General features: G+C 55.6%; 14 protein-coding genes. 12 read left to right on the forward strand and 2 right to left on the reverse strand.

The window, feature by feature from the left end:
• Positions 1-35: 35 nt before the first annotated feature.
• The 4 genes from I2H38_RS02835 to I2H38_RS02850 all read left to right on the forward strand — a co-directional run bounded on the left by I2H38_RS02835 (position 36) and on the right by I2H38_RS02850 (position 4,004).
• Positions 36-1,076 carry an ABC transporter substrate-binding protein gene (locus I2H38_RS02835; protein ID WP_196270270.1) on the forward strand — a complete coding sequence of 347 codons (1,041 nt, stop codon included), beginning with the start codon at positions 36-38 and terminating at the stop codon, positions 1,074-1,076.
• Between the two features lie 123 nt (positions 1,077-1,199).
• Positions 1,200-2,318 carry an ABC transporter ATP-binding protein gene (locus I2H38_RS02840; RefSeq protein ID WP_196270271.1) on the forward strand — a complete coding sequence of 373 codons (1,119 nt, stop codon included), beginning with the start codon at positions 1,200-1,202 and terminating at the stop codon, positions 2,316-2,318.
• A gap of 32 nt (positions 2,319-2,350) precedes the next feature.
• Positions 2,351-3,199 carry an ABC transporter permease gene (locus I2H38_RS02845; RefSeq protein WP_229426541.1) on the forward strand — a complete coding sequence of 283 codons (849 nt, stop codon included), beginning with the start codon at positions 2,351-2,353 and terminating at the stop codon, positions 3,197-3,199.
• A 10-nt stretch (positions 3,200-3,209) separates the two neighbouring features.
• Positions 3,210-4,004 carry an ABC transporter permease gene (locus I2H38_RS02850; RefSeq protein ID WP_196270273.1) on the forward strand — a complete coding sequence of 265 codons (795 nt, stop codon included), beginning with the start codon at positions 3,210-3,212 and terminating at the stop codon, positions 4,002-4,004.
• Between the two features lie 467 nt (positions 4,005-4,471).
• Here the strand turns inward: I2H38_RS02850 and I2H38_RS02855 are convergent, their stop codons facing one another.
• Positions 4,472-4,792 (reverse strand): c-type cytochrome, encoded by a 321-nt coding sequence (locus tag I2H38_RS02855; protein ID WP_196270274.1) that lies wholly within the window; start codon positions 4,790-4,792, stop codon positions 4,472-4,474.
• A gap of 186 nt (positions 4,793-4,978) precedes the next feature.
• Between I2H38_RS02855 and I2H38_RS02860 the strand changes: the two genes are divergently transcribed.
• The 3 genes from I2H38_RS02860 (at position 4,979) to I2H38_RS02870 (ending at position 6,452) form a co-directional block, all read left to right on the forward strand.
• A complete protein-coding gene (locus I2H38_RS02860) occupies positions 4,979-5,755 on the forward strand; it encodes a pentapeptide repeat-containing protein (RefSeq protein WP_196270275.1) in 777 nt (258 codons plus the stop codon).
• Between the two features lie 136 nt (positions 5,756-5,891).
• A complete protein-coding gene (locus I2H38_RS02865) occupies positions 5,892-6,086 on the forward strand; it encodes a DUF1059 domain-containing protein (RefSeq protein ID WP_196270276.1) in 195 nt (64 codons plus the stop codon).
• Positions 6,087-6,227: 141 nt separating this feature from the next.
• A complete protein-coding gene (locus I2H38_RS02870) occupies positions 6,228-6,452 on the forward strand; it encodes a hypothetical protein (RefSeq protein WP_196270277.1) in 225 nt (74 codons plus the stop codon).
• A gap of 218 nt (positions 6,453-6,670) precedes the next feature.
• On the opposite strand, the gene I2H38_RS02875 is transcribed toward I2H38_RS02870, so the two are convergent.
• Positions 6,671-7,174, reverse strand: a complete 504-nt coding sequence (locus tag I2H38_RS02875) for a hypothetical protein (protein WP_196270278.1) — start codon at positions 7,172-7,174, stop codon at positions 6,671-6,673.
• A gap of 981 nt (positions 7,175-8,155) precedes the next feature.
• Between I2H38_RS02875 and I2H38_RS02880 the strand changes: the two genes are divergently transcribed.
• The 5 genes from I2H38_RS02880 (at position 8,156) to I2H38_RS02900 (ending at position 18,612) form a co-directional block, all read left to right on the forward strand.
• The gene (locus I2H38_RS02880; protein WP_196270279.1) at positions 8,156-9,973 is read left to right on the forward strand and encodes a hypothetical protein; all 1,818 of its coding nucleotides are present in this window, start codon (positions 8,156-8,158) and stop codon (positions 9,971-9,973) included.
• Between the two features lie 471 nt (positions 9,974-10,444).
• On the forward strand, positions 10,445-11,086 hold the full coding sequence (locus tag I2H38_RS02885) for a hypothetical protein (protein WP_196270280.1): 642 nt from the start codon (positions 10,445-10,447) through the stop codon (positions 11,084-11,086).
• 260 nt (positions 11,087-11,346) lie between these two features.
• Positions 11,347-11,874, forward strand: a complete 528-nt coding sequence (locus I2H38_RS02890) for a hypothetical protein (protein WP_196270281.1) — start codon at positions 11,347-11,349, stop codon at positions 11,872-11,874.
• A 25-nt stretch (positions 11,875-11,899) separates the two neighbouring features.
• On the forward strand, positions 11,900-18,160 hold the full coding sequence (locus I2H38_RS02895; protein WP_196270282.1) for a hypothetical protein: 6,261 nt from the start codon (positions 11,900-11,902) through the stop codon (positions 18,158-18,160).
• A 101-nt stretch (positions 18,161-18,261) separates the two neighbouring features.
• Entirely contained in the window at positions 18,262-18,612 is a 351-nt protein-coding gene (locus I2H38_RS02900) for a hypothetical protein (RefSeq protein WP_196270283.1), read from the forward strand.
• Positions 18,613-18,810 lie beyond the last annotated feature (198 nt).

Raw genomic sequence — 18,810 nt, forward strand, 5'->3', positions numbered from 1 at the left:
AAGAAATCGCAGCACAATTCAGAGGGAATAAGACAATGACGAAACTGCAAACTCTTCTTGGCGTGTCGGCGCTGGCTTTCGCCGCGTCGACACCCGCTTTCGCCGAAACGGTCACGCTCGCGGCCTATAGCGGCATCTTCCAGGATCACTACGTGAAGGCGGTCGTTGAGCCCTTTATGAAGGCTCATCCGAACATCAAGGTCGAGTTCTACGGCATGCCGAACTCCGCCCAGATGCTCGGTACGCTCCGCGCCCAGAAGACCGCGCCGCAGATCGACGTCGTTATCATGGACGTGTCGGTGTCCAAGGCCGGCACGGACGAGGGCTTGTTCGACAAGATCGACGAGAGCGTCTCGAAGAATGTCGCCGACCTTTATCCGGCAGCCCGCGCCGAGGGCGTCAACGGCGTCGCGGTAACCTTCGACAACCTCGTTCTGCTCTACAACAAGGATCAGGTGAAAGCCGCTCCGACCTCCTGGAATGCTCTCTGGGACAAGCAATATGCCGGCAAGGTGGCCATTCCCGCCGTTCCCGACATTCAGGGCACGACGCTGACCATCATCACCAACAAGATGGCGGGCGGCGACGATTACAAAAAGAGCGTCGAAGCCGGCATCAAGAAACTCGGCGAACTTGCGCCGAACGTGCAGACCTGGGACCCGAAGCCCGACGTTTACGCCCCGATTTCCAACGGCCAGGCGTCTCTCGGCATCGGCTGGAATGCCCGCGCGCAGGTCTATGCCAATAGCTCGGGTGGCAAGCTCGGCGTGGTGTTGCCGCAGGAAGGCAGTGGCTTCCAGATCAACACCATCAACCTGGTGAAGAACGCGCCCAGCAGCAGCGCGGCGAAGACCTTCATCGATTACGCGCTGAAGCCCGAGACGCAAGCGGCGTTCACGGAGGCGATGTTCTATGCGCCGACTAATTCCAAGGCGAAGATCTCGGACGCGGCACTCGCACGCACGGCGGCAGGGGCCATGGACAAGATGATCGCCATCGACTGGATCGCCGTCGCGGGTATTCGCGATGGCATCACGGAACAGTGGCGCCGCCGCATCATTCCGCTCAGCCGCTAACGCGACATTGCGCTGGCCGCCTGTCAGCGCAATCGCCTTTTCCGTTTGTTATTTGCGCATGATCTGGAAACCGTTCCCGCTTTCCCGATCATGCTTTCGCCGAAGGCTCGCACGGAGCACACCATGATGCATCAAAAGATCCTCTCCGGGACCCCGACCGCCTCAACCGACAGCGACGTGCATCTGCGCCTCGATGGGCTCACGAAGCGCTACGGCGACTCCGTCGCCGTGGCCGCTCTGGACCTCGCGGTGCCGAAGGGAGAGCTTGTCGCTCTCCTTGGGCCTTCTGGTTGTGGCAAAACCACGACCCTGCGTATGGTCGCGGGGCTCATTACCCCCAGCGATGGCCGTATCATCGTTGGCGGGAGCGACATCACCACCACGCCGACCTACAAGCGCGACATGGGGCTCGTGTTCCAGAGCTACGCGCTGTTTCCCCACATGACGGTGGCGAAGAACGTGGCGTTCGGCCTCGAAATGCGATCCGTGCCGAAGCACGAGATCGAGAAGCGCGTGAAGGAAGCGCTCGCGATGGTGCGGCTCGAAGCACTGTCCGAACGCAAGCCGCGCGAACTCTCCGGCGGCCAGCAGCAGCGTGTGGCGCTGGCGCGGGCGCTGGTGATCCGGCCGTCGATCCTGCTGCTCGACGAGCCGCTCTCGAACCTCGACGCCAAGCTACGCGACGAGATGCGCACGGAAATCCGCGACATTCAGCAAAGCCTCGGTATCACTGCCGTCTTCGTCACGCACGATCAGGTCGAGGCGCTCAGCATGTGCGACAAGGTCGTGGTCATGAAGGGCGGCAAGCTCGAACAGATCGGCTCTCCGATCGATGTTTACGAGGCCCCGGCAACGCCGTTCGTCGCCTCCTTCGTCGGTCGCACGAACCGTCTTGAAGGCAGCGCGAACGGCGATGGCACCGTCATTATCGGCACGGCGGTCTTGCGCGTTCCCGGCCGCCCCGGCGGCAAGGTCGAGATCCTTGTTCGCCCGCATCGCATCAAGCTCGTCGATGCGAATGCCAGCCCGGAAGGCTCGGCCGAGCGGTTCAACCGGCTTGCGGGAACCCTCACGCGGGTCACTTTCGTCGGCGATCTGCTGCAATATCACGTCGATGTGGCGGGGACGGAGGTCATCGTCGAAGCGGCTTCCGACCATGGTCGCGGGTTCTGGAAAGCAGGCGCGCCCGTCGCGCTCAGCTGGCGTGTCGAGGACACCATGGTGTTCGGGAGGGGCGCATGAGCGCGGTCGCTACCGCCCATCCGGCTCCCGCGATGCCTCGCCTGGCGCTTGGCCGGACGGGGACGGCCGTCGCGCTGCTTCTGCCCATCGCGCTCATCAACGCCATCGGCTTTGTGTTGCCTGTCCTCAACCTGCTGCGGATGTCCTTCAATGAGGCGCTCGCGGGCGGCGGCGTACGCGAGGCGTTCATTCTCTCCAACTGGACCGGCCTGTTCGGGGATTCGTTCTATCTCGAACTCATCGTGAACTCGGTTTCGGTGAGCCTCGGCATTACCTTCCTGACGCTTGTCGTGTCCTATCCGATCGCGCTCTATCTGCACCGCAGTTCGGGGCGCTGGCGGACATTTCTCACCGTTCTCGTGATCTCGCCGCTTCTGACTTCGGCTGTGGTGCGCACCTATGGCTGGATCGCGCTGCTCGCGGACCAGGGGCCGATCGTCAGCGCCATCGCCGCCCTCGGCATTACGCCGCCCCGGCTGATGTTCAACACCACCGGCGTGGTGATTGGTCTCACCGAGATCTTGATGCCTTACATGATCCTGTCGCTGCTCGCAGGTTTCGGGCGTCTCGACCCACGCGTGGAAGAGGCCGCGATGACGCTCGGCGCTCCGCCGGCCAAGACCTTCTGGCGGGTCATTCTGCCCCTGACGCTTCCGGGCATCGCGCTCGGCTGCCTGCTCTGCTTCGTGCTGGCGGTGTCGTCCTTCATTACGCCGAAGCTGCTGGGGGGAGGACGCGTGTTCCTGCTCGCCACGGAAATCTACGATCAGGCCATCGTCACGCTGAATTGGCCGCTCGCCGCGACGCTGTCGATCCTCGTGCTTGTGATCTTCGGCGCGGCGCTCGCCGTCTATGCCCGCGTGTTGCGCGTCATCGAGTAGGAGCAGGTCCATGGAAACCAACACTACATCCCTGCCCATGAAGGTTCTCGTCGCGGTCCTGTTCCTGTTCTTGCTCGCGCCGGTGATCCTCGTCGTGCCGATTTCGTTCAGTGGCGAGCAGGTCCTCTCGTTCCCGCCCGCGAGCTGGTCGTTCCGGTGGTACACGGCGCTCCTGAACAACTCAGCCATGATCTCGGCCTTCTGGACGAGCCTGCTGCTCGGTGCGATCGTCACCGTGATCTCGCTCGCCGCCGCGATCCCGGCGGCTTACGTGATCGTGCGTATGCGGACAGCGGGCTCCGGCTTCCTCTACAATTTCTTTACGGCGCCGCTGCTTCTGCCAACCATCGTTCTGGGTCTCGCGATCCTCATCGTCTTCGCGTCGATTGGATTTCTCGGCACGTTCTCGGGGCTGGTCATCGGGCATCTCGTCATCACGATGCCCTATGCGCTTCGCGTCCTTGCGACCACGCTCGGCAATCTTCCGCTCGCGTGCGAGGAGGCGGCTTCGACCCTTGGCGGACGGCCGATCACCGTGTTCCGGCGCGTGACCTTGCCGATGATGGCGCCCGGCATCGTCGCGGCGACGGCCTTGTGCTTCCTCGTCTCTTTCGACGAGGTGGTGATCACGCTGTTCCTCACCGGACCGCGCCTGAGCACCTTGCCGGTTCAGCTCTTCCACCATGTGGAAAGCCGCGCCGATCCGCTGGTCGCGAGCGTATCCGTGCTCCTGATCTTCCTCACCCTCGCGGTGGTGATGATCGTCGATCGCACAGTCGGCCTGTCCAAGACTTTCGTGAAGTAGGGCAGGCTTCCGAAGCAGAGAATCTCCCCGGAATCCTCCACGGGGAGGTTTTCTCTTGGAGCGTGATACAGAAAAGCGGAATCCGTTTTCTGACAATCAGAACCGGAAACCGGCTCCGATTCCGCGACCAGTCATGACCGGTTCAAAGGCTGTCGATGAGGGGCGCGGGGTCACGATCCGATCCGGCACGCTGATTGTGCGGCGTTGGGGTGTCGCCGAGGTTTGCGGTGCCGTTGCTCTCTGCGCGCGGCCGGTCAACGAGGGCGGCGGCGGAACGCCATCCCGGGGCAGAACGCCTTGTGGCGCACCGGTACTGCAGCCGCCTAGAATGGTTCCGACAAGGAGGAGGGCCGGCATCGCCGCTGAAATTCGCATGGTAGGGTCCCGTATTGACGAAAGGGAACCTAGACCATGGACAAGGGAAGTCGAGTCTTTGCCGGAACTCGTTCCTAGTGACGGCAGAGTCTTTACTTGCTCAGGCTGCGGACAAAGGCCTTGAAGTCGTAGATCTGCGGCACGGTCAACGTGATCTCGGGCATGTCCGGGTGGTTGATCACCAGACCCTCGCCCAGCGCCTCGTCGAGATTGTCGATAGGGTAGCGTGTGTGCAGATCCCGAAACGGAATCGTGCCGTCCTTGGGGCTGGCGCCGGTCTTGCCGATGGCATGACACATGGAGCAGTATTCCTTCGCGATGGCCCGGCCGCGGCGAACATTGCCTTGTGCCGCTTCCGCGGCGATTGGGGCGAAAAGAGCCAGTGTCATACTCAGGGCGATAGTTCTTTTCATTCTCTGCTCACAGAACCAATCCGTGCGCTACCCTTAGGGGATCGCTGCTTAACGACAGCTTGAGAAAGGCGGCCTTTTAAGAAAATTGGCCTAGTCAGCCCGGCCGAATGAAAGATCCGTGCGCCATATTCGGTCCTGGCGTAGTCTGAATTCCAGTTCGCGAGAGGACAATGTGGAGCGTATGGAATGAGGGGTTCGACGAGAGCATGCATCGCCGCGAAGTTCGTCCCATACGTCGGGGCCGCTTTGCTCCTGTGGGCGTTCGCGGGGGGGGCCGAGGCAGCGTGCCAGGACGCTCCAAATCCCGGCGTCGATTGGTCGAATTGCTCGAAGGCCCGCCTGCTGTTGACCGATGACGACCTGACCGGCGCCATCTTCAGCAGATCCCTTTTGACCTTCAGCGACCTGTCGGCGTCGAAACTGGTCAACGCCAAACTCGATGAAACCGAGATCAGCCGCACACGCTTCGAGGGGGGCGATCTCGCCCGCGCCGATTTCACCAAGGCCATCGGCTGGCGCAGCAATTTCAGCCGGGCCAATCTCGCGGGCACAAATTTCGGGTCGGCGGATTTGAACCGCTCGAATTTCGCCCAGGCAAAGGCTGTCGGCGCGAACTTTGCCAAATCCGAATTGAACCGGTCAGATTTCACTGGCGCCGATTTGACGGGTGCCGACATGTCGAGGGCTGAGTTGGCGCGCGTGGTGTTTCAGAGCGCGAAGCTCGACGGTGTCAATTTCAGCTACTCGAACCTTTCCCGCGCCAAGTTGGATGGAACCGATCTCCAAGGCGTCAACCTGACCCGGTCCTACCTTTATCTGACCCAGTTGGGCGGAACGAACCTGATTGGGACGATCGGGTTGATTCAAGCTCAGCTCGATATGGCTTGCGGCACCGCCGAAACCAAGATTCCTGCTGGTCTGACGCGACCGCAAAGCTGGCCCTGCGCGGAAGATACCGACTGAGGTTTCGAGGTCCGGCCCAAGCTGACGCAACTTCGATGAGGCCGCCCAATTGCGTCGGCGCGATCAGGCCCCAAATATGGCTCGTAGTGACTCTGCCTCTGGATCGTTCATTCCGAATCGAACAGGGAGGAAAATCATGGGACGCAAGTTCATTGATTGCCGTGAAGTTCCGAGCGAGACGCATTGTTCGCTGGCCCTCATGGCGGATACCGAGAGCGAACTCGTGGACGCTGCCGTGCAACATGCCGTGGCTGTGCACAAGCATCAGGACACGCCAGAGTTACGGGCCCATATCAAACAGGCCATCAAGGACGGCATGCCGCCTGCATAGGTGCGGTGCCTATACACGGGTGCCAAATTACTCTTGCTATCAGTAAGCGCGCGGCTTTCGCGGCGCGGCTGCCCGCTCGTCTCGCGACGCCAACTCCGACCTTCTCTTGCTTTTCCGGGCCGCTCGTGAGGTAAACACCTCATGTACGAAATCTACCACATCGAATCCCTCGGCCCGGAAGCGGATGGCGGCCGCATTATCCGCCGGATTCTTGTTCGCACCGATGCCGTCGAGGTCGCGAAAGAGCGCGCCATGAAGGTGATGCAAAAGGCGCGCCTCCCTCAGGCCACCGGACCGGAGGTCGAGGTCGTGCGCGTGCGAAACGGCGCAGGTCACGAGGTCTTTTCGGTGAGCGTAAGGGATTGAAGCGCGTGCGGAAGATCCGCACGCGCGAAACGTACAGGACCCCCAGGTGCTAGGGGAGCTGCTCCCAAATGAAGAGCCAGATGGGGACCACGATAACCGCGGACAGCAAGAGAACCAAGATCAGGTCACGCAGCCGAAGGGGCTGGTCGGATGGCATTTCGACGCCTTTCAACGGATAGGTCGGTGCGATTTTCAGCATTGCGAGCCGGTATCCGAGATCAGCGAACGCTTGAGTGATCAGAAGTCAGGAAGGGTGAGGAGCCGATCCGCCAACGTTCGGGAGCGACGAACACCCGGCGCCGCTTTTGGGCCTCGAACGCCAGCGGCGGTTTCGAGTTGTCGATAAAGCGGCCAATCTGTTGATGGAAATCATCGCCATGGCGCCAAAATCCCACGTTCACGAAGGTGGTCCAGCGCCGGTCAAGGTTCCAAACCATCCAGGGAAACTGCTTCCGATCCTCGACTCGGCTCAGAAACTCGCCGATGAGGCCGGAGCGGTCGGCAACAGTCGCACGCTTCGACCAGTATTCCAGGAACTCGTCCTCGTGTCCCTTCTTGATCCGCCATTCCACCAGGACGATTCGAGCGGATGTCGCTTCCGGCGCGGCCGTCGTTTGCCCCGATGTCGCGCTAGGGGGGCTGAGGGCCTGCTGCGCAAAGGATGCTGCCGGCGTGAGCGTGAGGCCAAGAACCAGAGCCATCAAGCGCAGAGAAGACTTCATCAGGTGCTCCTGAGAGATTGCCTATGAGTTGTTAGGCCAATGATCTGAAACTGCCGGTTTCTATGCACGCAACTAGTTAAGATAAAGCTTAGTTAACCGGGCTGACGCGAGGCTGTATCCGTGCGTCCGGGGATAAGTTGGCTGAATTTTTTGGGTATGAAAGTAATCGACTTGATTGGAATTAAGGTGCCTCTGCGTCACAGGAAAAAGGCATCATTCCGCGCTATTGACGCCGATTATTGCTCAGGGTGATCCGACGGCATGGCGACGTGTGTCCGCCGATCTTTGAGCGGCTTGAAAAGGAGCTTGTCGATCTTCAGCGTAGGAACGCCGTTCGCGATCAGGTCTGCGAGTCTTTTGCAGGCAGAAGCAAGGGCGGCATGACGGTTTCTTCATCGCGTTTCTTGATGAGGGCGATTAGGCGGTCGATTTCCGCTTGCTTCGCGGCCGCCCCCTCGCGGGCTTCAACAAGAGTGACTTTCAGGTCCGGCTGTCGTGGGATCGGCAACTTTTAGCTTGATGTCTGCTGCGGCCATTTCTTTGTCGATCGCTTGGAGATCCTGAGCGAGTTTGAGAGCATTGCTCGCGGCGCCGAAAGCGAGGGCCCAATCGAGTGGCATTTTAGGTTCCCCGTTTATCCCGATGCGATTTCCACTCCTGCATAGCTTGCTCTGCCTGAGGCCGCCCGCTTGAACGTTACGTATTCACACGGCGGTCCTATCCCCAGCAGTCGCGCCCGGGTCGGGATTGAGGATCGGCCACGGCCTGATGTCTGTCGATGCTCCAAGCTTGGCTCGTGACGCGTTACGAATCTCTCAAACCGATCCCGCCGCAATGGTGATTGAGTGCCAACACGGCGCATCTGATTGCGCATCCAGAAATTGTCGAAATCGAAACTTTACAACATTAACGTGAATGCCTATGGTCTGCGCCTTCGAACCCCATCCGGCTGCAACCCTTTGTTTTTGTTGACCTAACGCCATGTCGAGTGCGCTGCCCCGAAAGCTGATCTCTCCGTTCTCCGATCTGGCAACGGCCGGTGGTGATGTCTTCAGAGTCAATCCCGCCGGGCTTGCGGACAGCGTCTTCGAAGGTGGTCTGGGGAGCGATACCCTTCAACTGCTAGACGGCGGCCAGTTCGATCTGCGCCTGCCGCGCGTCCTGTCCAGCGTCGAGACCATTCGCGGGTCCGATCAGCACGACACAATCATCCTGAGCCAGGATCGATTTTCGGGCATCACGACCTTCGACGGCGGCGACGCCCCGAAAACGCATTGGGATGAGTTGGTTCTCTACGGAGAGACGTTCGACTTCACTCGTAAGACATTGATCGGGATCGACAGACTTTCCCTAAAAACTGACAATGCCGTCATCATCGCTTCCACCAGGGATGTGGCGCTGCTCGCCTGGGGGCTCGATAGTCAAAGTGACCGGCTTGAGGCGATATCCGTCACATTCACTCCGGCTGAGGTGAAGGCCCTGCATCGACAGGGAATCGATACTGTCTTGGATGCTCTTGGAGAGCACATCAATCATGCGCCTGTGATCGGGAAGTTGCACGGAGACCGCATCGAAGCGGGCGTCGGCCAAACAGTGTTCGTCGATGCCGGGAGTAATGCGACGATCTCCGACGAAGACGGCACTTACACACTGCTCAATGCGATGGCTCTTCGAGGCTACGATGCGCCGGGTCGTCTGGGCATCGACACAAAAGGCGCGGTGACGCTCGATAGCGGTTACAACGCCGGCAGCATCGTGAAGGTCGATGGCGTCGAAGTCGGCATGTTGTGGGAGGCGGGCGACGCAAGCCTCAGCATCGCCTTCAACAGCGCGCAGACAAGTTCCGAGCGGGTTGAAAAGATCGTTCGCGCGATCACGTTCACAACGGCCGACAAGGCTCCTCAAGTCAGTGGCCAGCAGCAGGTGGTGATCACCCTGGGTGATGAGGGCGGGCGCAAGGCGACAGCCTCCGTCACCATCGAGCAGAACGTCACCGTCGAGCCACCGAAAATCCTGCTCAGTTCCTCCCATGTCTCGGAGCTGTCTGCCTCCGGCTCATTCGTCGGTATCCTGACGGCGAAAGTTCTGGGCGGAGGAGACAACTTCTCCTTCTCGCTCCTCGACGATGCTGACAAGCGCTTCGCGATTCAGGGAGATCGTCTCCTCGTCGCCAATGGCGGCTCGCGGCTCGATTATGAGACGGACCGTTCCTACAAGGTCGTCGTGCGGGCGACGGGGGCAGACGGTTTCACGCTCGACGAGGCCTTCACCATCACGCTCGACGACGTGCAGGACGAAACGATCGTCGTCGGCTCCAAAGGCAGCGGCCTTGAATGGGTGCATGGCACTGACGGCAACGATACGCTCATCGGCGGCCGTGGTCGGGACAAGCTGTCCGGCGGGGTCGGAAACGACATGCTCTTCGGCAAGCAGGGCAACGATACGCTGCAGGGCGGTGCGGGCAAAGACCTCTTCGTCTTCGACACCACGCCGCACAAGAAAATCAACATCGACAGGATCATCGACTTCCAGGCGAAAGACGACGCGATCTATCTCGACAATGCCGTCTTCAAGGCCTTGGGCAAGAAAGGCTCATTGGCGAAGCCGCAGAAGCTGAGTGCAAAGATGTTCTGGAAAGGTAGCGAAGCGCACGATGCAGATGATCGCGTGATCTATGACCCGGGGAGTGGGGCTTTGTACTATGATGCGGATGGGAATGGGGCGGCTGAGGCGATAAAAATGGCGCTTTTATCGAAAAAATTGAAGATGATGATGAATAAAAATTTCTTTGTTGTCTAGCTTAAAGAGCACAAGGATGAATTTTCGGCTGAGAATAGCGCTCTCAAAGAACAAGGATTAAATGTATTCAATGAAAGCGAATATCTTTCAGCATGTTATGATGAGCAATATGGAGTTATTCGTATTTATAGCTGCCCTTTCAATCTATGTTGTTTTAACTTTGGCCTCAAAATGGAGTATTTATAGTAAAACTATATTATCTTTATATGGTTCATATTTTATTTTGACATCGTCAATTTATTTATTCCATTTTTTGGAAGGGGCGTCGTCCATAATGGACGGAATCTTCGTTTACTGTATTATATTTCCAGAGTCGTTTGTTTTTCTTCTGTTGTTGTATAGAATATTAATATTCAAAAACGTTGATATTAGCAAAAGATTATTCGTTTTTCTTTCTATATTCTTTGTTATGTTATTTTTTTGGTCAAAAAATGCTTTGCTTGCAATAGAATCTTAAAACAGGGGGGTGGAATGACTGACGTGAAGTTTAACATTTTCACACTTAACTATCTTCGGAATCAGGCTCAATTCATAAAGCAGGTGGCTCAGAAGTTGGGGGAATCTCCGTCCGCTATCGCGGGAGCCATGAACAAGCAGTGCCCCAGCATCCGGCGCGGCATCGCAGCGGGCATAGCGTTGGGTTCTATATTCATCTTCAGCTCTTCCGGATCTTTTGCCGCAGCTAACAAAAAGGAGAAGTCTACCAAGGCAATTGCGACCAAGGAAACTGATGCAACCTTAGGTTCAGCTCTGCCGTTTAGATTCGACGGTTATACTGTCGGAAGCCCGGCTGAGAAGAGCGACTATACTGGAGTGGAGAGTGGTGTTGATAACCCGGACGAAAGGGATAAAGCCCCACTTAAAAATCAATATTACATAACATGCTTAGCAAAATTCGAAGGCTTTGTTCCAATTTACAAGAAATGGAACAAGGGGCCCCGGAAAAAAGAAATTCGTGGGCTTGGAAATGCAGATAATATGAATGTAATTTACTTCATATCTGATCGTAATACACAGTACATCTATGGAATGATTTTGGACGGACGGGGTCTAACCAACGGAGTTCCCATAATTATAGAAAGTAAATATTGGGATTGCAAACTATATAAATGAGGTTTCTTTGATCAAATTTAAATATAGCATAAGGTAAATTACGATGTTGGGCGAATACAAAGCTATCGATGAGCTTGTTGAAGTTATTAAAAATTATGAGATTTTGTATTTTCGGGGTTGGCACAGGAGCAAGGAGTCTCGCAAGCTCAGCTCTGCTCCGGAACTTAAACAGCGGCGACTATGATTCGATCAAAACTGAGACGGCGCATATACAAATAACCGTATGGCAACGTATAAAGAACTAGGGCTGTGACTCTCTAATGAAATCTAATCGTAAAACCTCGGTATTATTGGTTTCATGGCTTATTTTTCCTTTTATGCAATCTATCGCATCAAGGGCGAATGATGAAATTTATTCCCGCTCCCAATGGAAAGAGATGGATAACGGTTCTTTTTATGCCGGTGAGAATAGATCGGAAGAAATTTTTATAGATAAATATTACAGAAATAATTTCAATAATCATTCGTACTATTTGTACATGTTTTATTTTAAGCTTAACGATGAAAAACATATAATATCTTTTGAGAATAAAAATGGGCCTTACGATGACTTCCTGATAAAATCAGGTTTTGAGTGCCTTTCAAATGAGTTTATTTTAAATGTTACAAACGCTTTTCCGAAGTTGATTCGCATAAAAAATAGTCTTGGGGAAAGTAATACAACTATTGACATGCTCGAGTTGGAATACAACGATCAAAGCATACCGGGCCAGACGCGGTTAAGTTTTGGCCTAAAATCGTCTCGCAAGATCCCAAAGATCTGCAAAATTGAAGAAATTCTTAAATAAAAGCCGGTCTAACTTAGGGGGCTCGATGAGCTACACATTTGCTTCGCATGGTCAGGGCCTGTCTCGCGTATACATAAGTGCAAATGGTCAGGTTGATATATTTACCGGGGGCTCTCGGGCGGGGCGTAACTTCAATCCTGGAAATCTTGTCGATGGAGATTTTGCGCGTAAGCACGGCGCTATTGGGCGCGACAAGGATGGATTTGCTATTTTTGCCAATTATGAAGTTGGTAGAAATGCAATGGAAGCCCTATTGCAGACGCAGAAATATCAGGCGAGAACTATTGACGAGGTGATAGCAGCGTATGCTCCCAGTCATGAAAATAATACGGCACTATATCAGAAGATCGTTAGAGACGCCTTGGGAGTTTCCGGCTCTGAGAAGCTTAGTAATTTGTCAAATGATCAGTTGGAGGTATTAGCAGATACGATTCAGAAAGTTGAAGGCTATAAAGAAGGTATTCGAGAAACTGTACTCTCAACGCCATTTTGGGGTAATAAATTTTTTGTATATGAATTTCTTGGTGATTCAAGTTCGCCGAGCTTTAGCGGAGATATTGGTCCGTTTGATTATCAAGAATCATCCGGAAGTGGATCGAAAATAAATACTCTCGTTGATTACGAGACAGGCAAAAGCGTAAAACACTGCTTCCCAGCCGGCACGAAGGTTGATATGGCTGACGGGTCGCAAAAATCGATAGAACAAATTTGTCCAGGAGATTATGTTCTCGCGTTTGCTGCGAAGGGAGCCCAATCCTTTAATTTAAAAGCCTGTAAGGTTGTTCGTCTTTTCTCGGGCATAACTGAAAAGTGGTTAGTTCTCCGTTTTGATGCTCCTCGTCAGAGTAGTGCGGATGCTACGTCTGAGGAGCTTGTCACGACGCCTGGTCATCGTTTCTTGACTACCAATGGTGATTTCAAGCGGATTGACGAAATCCTAGCTAGTGACGCGCAGGTCGTTCTTCGTGATGGCTCAGTTGTAGCCGTTTCGGCGAAGCAAATCGTTTACTCCGAAAAGACAGCTCATCTTTTTGAAGAGGCAAAACATGACTGTCAAATATCTCACGGCAATATAACGCTGGATCCTCAAGTTGAGGCTGGATGGAAAACATATAACTTTGAAGTAGAGGATCTGCATACTTACGTGGCAAACGGTGTGCGAGTGCATAACGATTCTGTCACCCAATATTTGCCAAAGGGGGCAAAACTTATCGCAGCACTTCCTGATGCTGACGGCTATGCGCGCGACATGATCTACGTTCGCAAGGATGGAATTCTAGTCGCGGTTCGCGGCGAGAATGACGGTCACGGCAACACAATAAGAACAAAAGAAACGCTCGTTTACGGGCCGGATACTCCCGGCGGTGATGGTGCAACCGTCCGGCAAAACGTCACTTATACCAACGGAAAGGAGACGAGCCGTGAGGTCGATTATATAGAATTCAAAGATAAGACCTTCGAAAACGCGGCGAATTCGCTCGGTTCGGCAATCGGGAACATCGTCGCCGGCGATGATTTCTTTGCGAAGGTTGCGGCATCGACAGTCATCGGCACAATTACGAAGAACCTCGCACAATTTATCCAGAACAGCTTTCACCTGTCTGGATCCGTCATCATGGGCGGGAAGTCATTTAGTGATACTCTGTCCGAGGCTGGGAAGGCCGCATTCAACGATATTCACCAAGACACTGCGTTGAACTTTCAAAGCGCACTCGAGGGCGGCATTGCTTCGCTCTTGATCGGTGAGTTGAGCGAACAACTCGGTCTGGACGGTTTCGAGGGAGGCTTGTTCAACACGGTTGGCCAGACGATCACGGTTCAACTCATCAAGAACATCGAAACCATCGCCTTCGACGCTGCCAAGCCGGGTGGGGCGGCCGATCCGTCGAAGCTCTTCAATGGGTTTGATGCAAAGCAGCTGTTCGGCAATGTCTCGACGGCAGTGGGCGGTTATTTGGGGAGCTATCTGGGCGCGAAGGTTCTCCCGCCGGACAACACGCAGGCATCGTGGGGAACCAGCATCGGCGGCTCGGTTGGATCCACCATTGGCGTCTCCGTCGCATCGGCCCAGGTCACGACTGCAATGTCGACGATCCTCGGCACGATTCTGCCCGGCATCGGCGCCTTTATTGGCGCCTTCCTCGGTACTGTTTTGGGGACAGCGCTCGGTAACGCCTTTGGTGTTGACGAGAAGTCGTGGGGCAGTGTCTGGATCGATGCCTATCAAGGCCGAGCGCTCGCTGGAAATTACGGGTCAGACAACGAAGGCAATTCGAGGACGTTCGAGAACATCACCACCTCCCAGGCGAATCTCGTCAACAGCATTGTCGATCTTATGGGAGCCAAAATAAGCGGGCTGGAATACCCGACAACTGCTAGCGTCGGGTATTGGCAGAAGGGAAAGACCTATACGGTCTACATGCCTGATAAGTCCGCCTATGACTTTCTCAGCAGGATCACCCCTGATCCAGATAAGGCGTGGGCGGACGTCGCAGATAAGGGCGTCTTGCAACTCCTTTCGGACGTGAAGCTCTCCGGCGGCAATGCCTTCAAACGCCTTGCCTTTGAGCGCTCGAAAGCTCCTAGCGTTTCGGGGCTTCTAGCGGATATCTCCATTGCCGCGGAATATGAGAAGTACATCCGCAACGCGGAAGTCATCAATTTTCTCATTGCGAAGGAGCCGGGATCGGCGTTCGCCAATGCGTGGACAGCAACTCTCATGGAGGCGAAGAAACTCGGCCTCGGTGAAATGCGCGAACTCAAGACCTATGGAGATGGTCGCGACAACGTGCTCAAGGGCACGACACTCATCGACAACATGTGGGGGCGCGGCGGAAACGACAAGCTCACGGGCGAGGATGGCGACGACATTCTCCGTGGCGGCGATGGGAATGACACCCTCAAAGGCGGCGATGGGAACGACACCTTGAACGGAGATGCCGATCAGGACGTTCTGCGCGGGGAGGCCGGGAACGATACGCTCAATGGCGGTGACGGGGCGGACAAGCTTTATGGAGGCGCCGGGAACGACGTCTTGCTCGGCGGCAACGAAGACGACGTTTTGAAGGGCGGTGACGGGAACGACAAGCTCGACGGCGAAGGCTGGGACGACGAGCTCTACGGCGAGGCAGGCGATGATTCGCTGATCGGCGGCGAGGGTTATGACACGCTTCAGGGGGGGGATGGCAACGATTCCCTCGATGGCGGCGGCAAAAGCGACCTTCTCGAAGGCGGCAATGGCAACGACACCCTGAAAGGCGGTAGCGATTTCGACGAGCTTTACGGCGGTAGCGGGAATGACGTCCTCGATGGGGGAACGGGCGATGACATCCTCTTCGGCGATGCAGGCTCTGACGAACTCAACGGCGGCGCCGGCTCCGACGAACTCAACGGCGGCGATGGTAACGACACGCTGACCGGTGGGGCCGGACGCGACTGGATGTCCGGAGGCACAGGCAACGATGTTCTAACGGGTGGCGATGATACCGACATGCTGCTAGGCGGCGACGGCGACGATGTCCTCAAGGGTGACGACGCCGATGACACCCTCCTGGGCGGCAACGGTGCCGATGATCTTCTTGGCGGTGCGGGCAACGATCGCCTGCGCGGCGACGACGGTAACGACACGCTCTCGGGCAACGACGGTGCCGACGATCTCGACGGCGGGGACGGTGCCGATCTCCTTTATGGATGCGCGGGAAGCGATGCGCTCCTCGGCGGCAATGGTAACGATACCCTGAAGGGCGGTGACGGTAACGACGCGCTCAGCGGCCAGGATGGAGACGACATCCTCTACGGCGAGAGCGACGATGACATCCTGAAGGGCGGAGCAGGCGCGGATATCCTCTGGGGCGGTCTCGGTAGCGACAATCTCTTCGGCGGCACAGGAAACGATATCCTGCACGGCGAAAGCGGGGCTGACGATCTCTACGGCGATGACGGCGATGACACCCTCAACGGGGGCGCGGGCTGGGACAGGATGTGGGGCGGCGCCGGCGCGGATATCCTCGATGGTGGCGACGGGGATGACGTTCTCACGGGGGATGCCGGCGACGATACTCTGCGCGGAGGCCTTGGCGACGACAAGCTTATGGGTGGCGAGGGCAACGACAGCCTCGATGGAGGTGGAGGCAGTGATCAAATTTTCGGCGGAGGAGGTAATGATATATTGGTTGGAGGACCGAACGTCGATTTCATCGACGGTGGCGAGGGCATCGATACCCTTCTCCTCAGCGGCAATCGCGAGAACTATCTGATCCGCTTCAATACGGCCATCGGCAAATTCTCCATCGTGGATCTACGGGCAGGAGCGCCTGACGGCACTGACCTCGCCGATATCGAACTATTCCAGTTCAATGATGGGTTGTTGACTCGGGCCGAGCTGGACTACGTCATCAACACCGAAGCGGCGACCGCGTGGGATGTCGCGGAAAGCGACGGCTCCAAGAGCACGCTCGGCTGGCGGCCTTGGGCGGTCGATCCCACCAAGCTCGAAACCTTCATTCAGCGCCGCAATTCCGCCGGCCAGCTGATGAGCGAGACCGTCTTCTATCCCGATGGCTCGCGCACGTCCTACGCGAAGGACTATGGTGACGAGAGGTGGGATTCCTATGTCCAGACGTTCGATGCGACCGGTGAGCCCGTCGAGCAGCAATACGAGAATGACGATGAGAGCCGGACGATCTACGAATGGGATCCCCACGACAAGCACGACTGGAATGTCCGCAAGACGGAGTATCGTACGGGAACATACCTGCCATATTGGCAGCTCGACACGATGGACGAAGATTATTCGCCATTTGTGGACTATATCGAGCGTGCGTGGGACACGGCAGGAACAGCTTGGGACAACACTGTCCGCGAATATGACGTCTACAGCGAAGGGCATTGGCTGATCGAAATCGTCACCAATGACGACGGGTCATATATTCGTAGAGGCAAGGACTATAACGAAGCCGACGGCGTCAACTATGGCAGCGTTCGCGATCAGCAGTGGCTGAATTTCGAGGAGCGCGTTAACTCGTCCGGGCAGAAGTATTGGGAATCGTACACGTACTACCCATCAACCGCGTCATATACAATCATCAAACAGTGGGACTACAGCGGTCAAGACTGGAGTGACATCACGCTTTATCTCCAAGGGACAAAGAGGGTCTGGCAAGAGATCAACTACGACACCCATGCCACCCTTTCATTCGGAAGATGGGAATGGCAGTACAAAGCTGGCGACTGGTCCGAGCACGTGCTCTTCAAAGACAAAGCGTCTCGCTTGAGCTGGGAGAGCTTCACCTGGGTTGATGAAAGCGGCATTGTCGTTAAGGGAATCAGCAAGCAATGGGACTACACATCCTCCATTAAGTGGAAGACCTACAAAATTTTTTATGACTACAATAAAGCAACGAACGAAAACGATGTTACTCAGGAAAATATCCTGTACGATGATGGAAAGTATGCCGTCGTCGACCACGATATTTACAAACAATATACGGACTACAGCAAGAGAACGACACTCTACACGAATGAATCCCAGACTAAGATTTTAAAGATGACAACGCTGCTTGATAAAGCAGCTAAGGATGGCGCGATTCTTGTTATTGATAATCACGACCATCTCAAAGAACACTCCGATTGGGATGAGCTATTTACGCGCTACAAAGCAAACCCAGACCGTTCGTCTCCCGATAAATACCTGCCTCTGTCGCAGGAGCTTTACTTAAAGTTTGGTTCAAAGGAGCGCTTTGAACGCGCCTGGGATTATACGTCGCTTGTTTGGAAATATAAGTCAGAGGCTTATAATTCAAAGAACGAGATGTATTTTAAGAGGGTAATATATGACGACGGCTCCTATGAGACCTTCGACCAAGATTTTGGAACTGAGGTGTGGGACAAGGTCGTACAGACCTTTGTCGATGAAAAAGCCGACAGGATAATCTCTAAGAAGATTACATTCGACAACAAGCGTATCGTTGAGGAATATTGGGATCCTCTCGCTAAAGATGAGACAATTTCTGGCTACACTTATGCGGGTGGTTGGCAGTATGTTTACAAGGAGCTGGACGCTGCTGGAAAGCTTGTGCGGCACTGGTACAAGAACAATCTTGGCATATCGTTCTATCTCGACACGACCGATTCCAGTGATGACGATGTGACGACGTCCCCACCAAGCGAAGGCGAACCGGGAGATAGCGGATGGGATGATGCCGGCGGATGGGGCGAGTCGGATGTGCCTGGGTTGAAAGGCCTAGCCCTTCCTCGCTGGTACTATGACGACTTCCGCCATCTTTAGCCGGACGGCGCCTGCTGGGGCGGTGGAAATACGGTCACGCCGCACCAGACTTCAAGCCTATCACGTTCAATGGGCGCTCGTTGCATCAGGAGGAATCTCGATTGAGAGCCATCACGATGTTCGCCATTTGGACATCACTTTCGACGTTGAGCGGGTGTTCAAATCTGCCTAAGGAAAACGCGGAATGCGTTAATCGTAAGTTCGACACATCCGTTCAGCGTGCGATTTGTCTGAACGGAGCGGAGCCGCTTTCGGTATCACTCGCATTCCGTGGTGAACTTGAACGTGCACGGCTTGCATTGGCAGAAGAAGTCGATGCGAAGCAGATAACCCAAGCTGAAGCAGACAGCGAGTTTGCGAACTATCGAAAATCTATCGAAGAAAGGGATCGTCTCAACGATCTCCAGTGGTCTGCCGCTAGGGCGGCGATGATCGGAGCGAGGATCCGATAATCGCATTGAACCATTCCCGGTCTTGTCGGGCTGCAGAATTCTCCATGACTTCGGCATGGGCCCGCCCCCTCGGGCCGCCCATCCACGGGATAGCAGGCAACCTCACGATTGTCAGTTGACCATCGTTGCATGAAGGCTTGCTGTGGCTAGCCTTCACGAGGTGATCCGCTTTGATTGTTAATGCATGATCGGTTGTGA

This window comes from Microvirga alba (assembly GCF_015694465.1).
Lineage (GTDB): Bacteria > Pseudomonadota > Alphaproteobacteria > Rhizobiales > Beijerinckiaceae > Microvirga > Microvirga alba.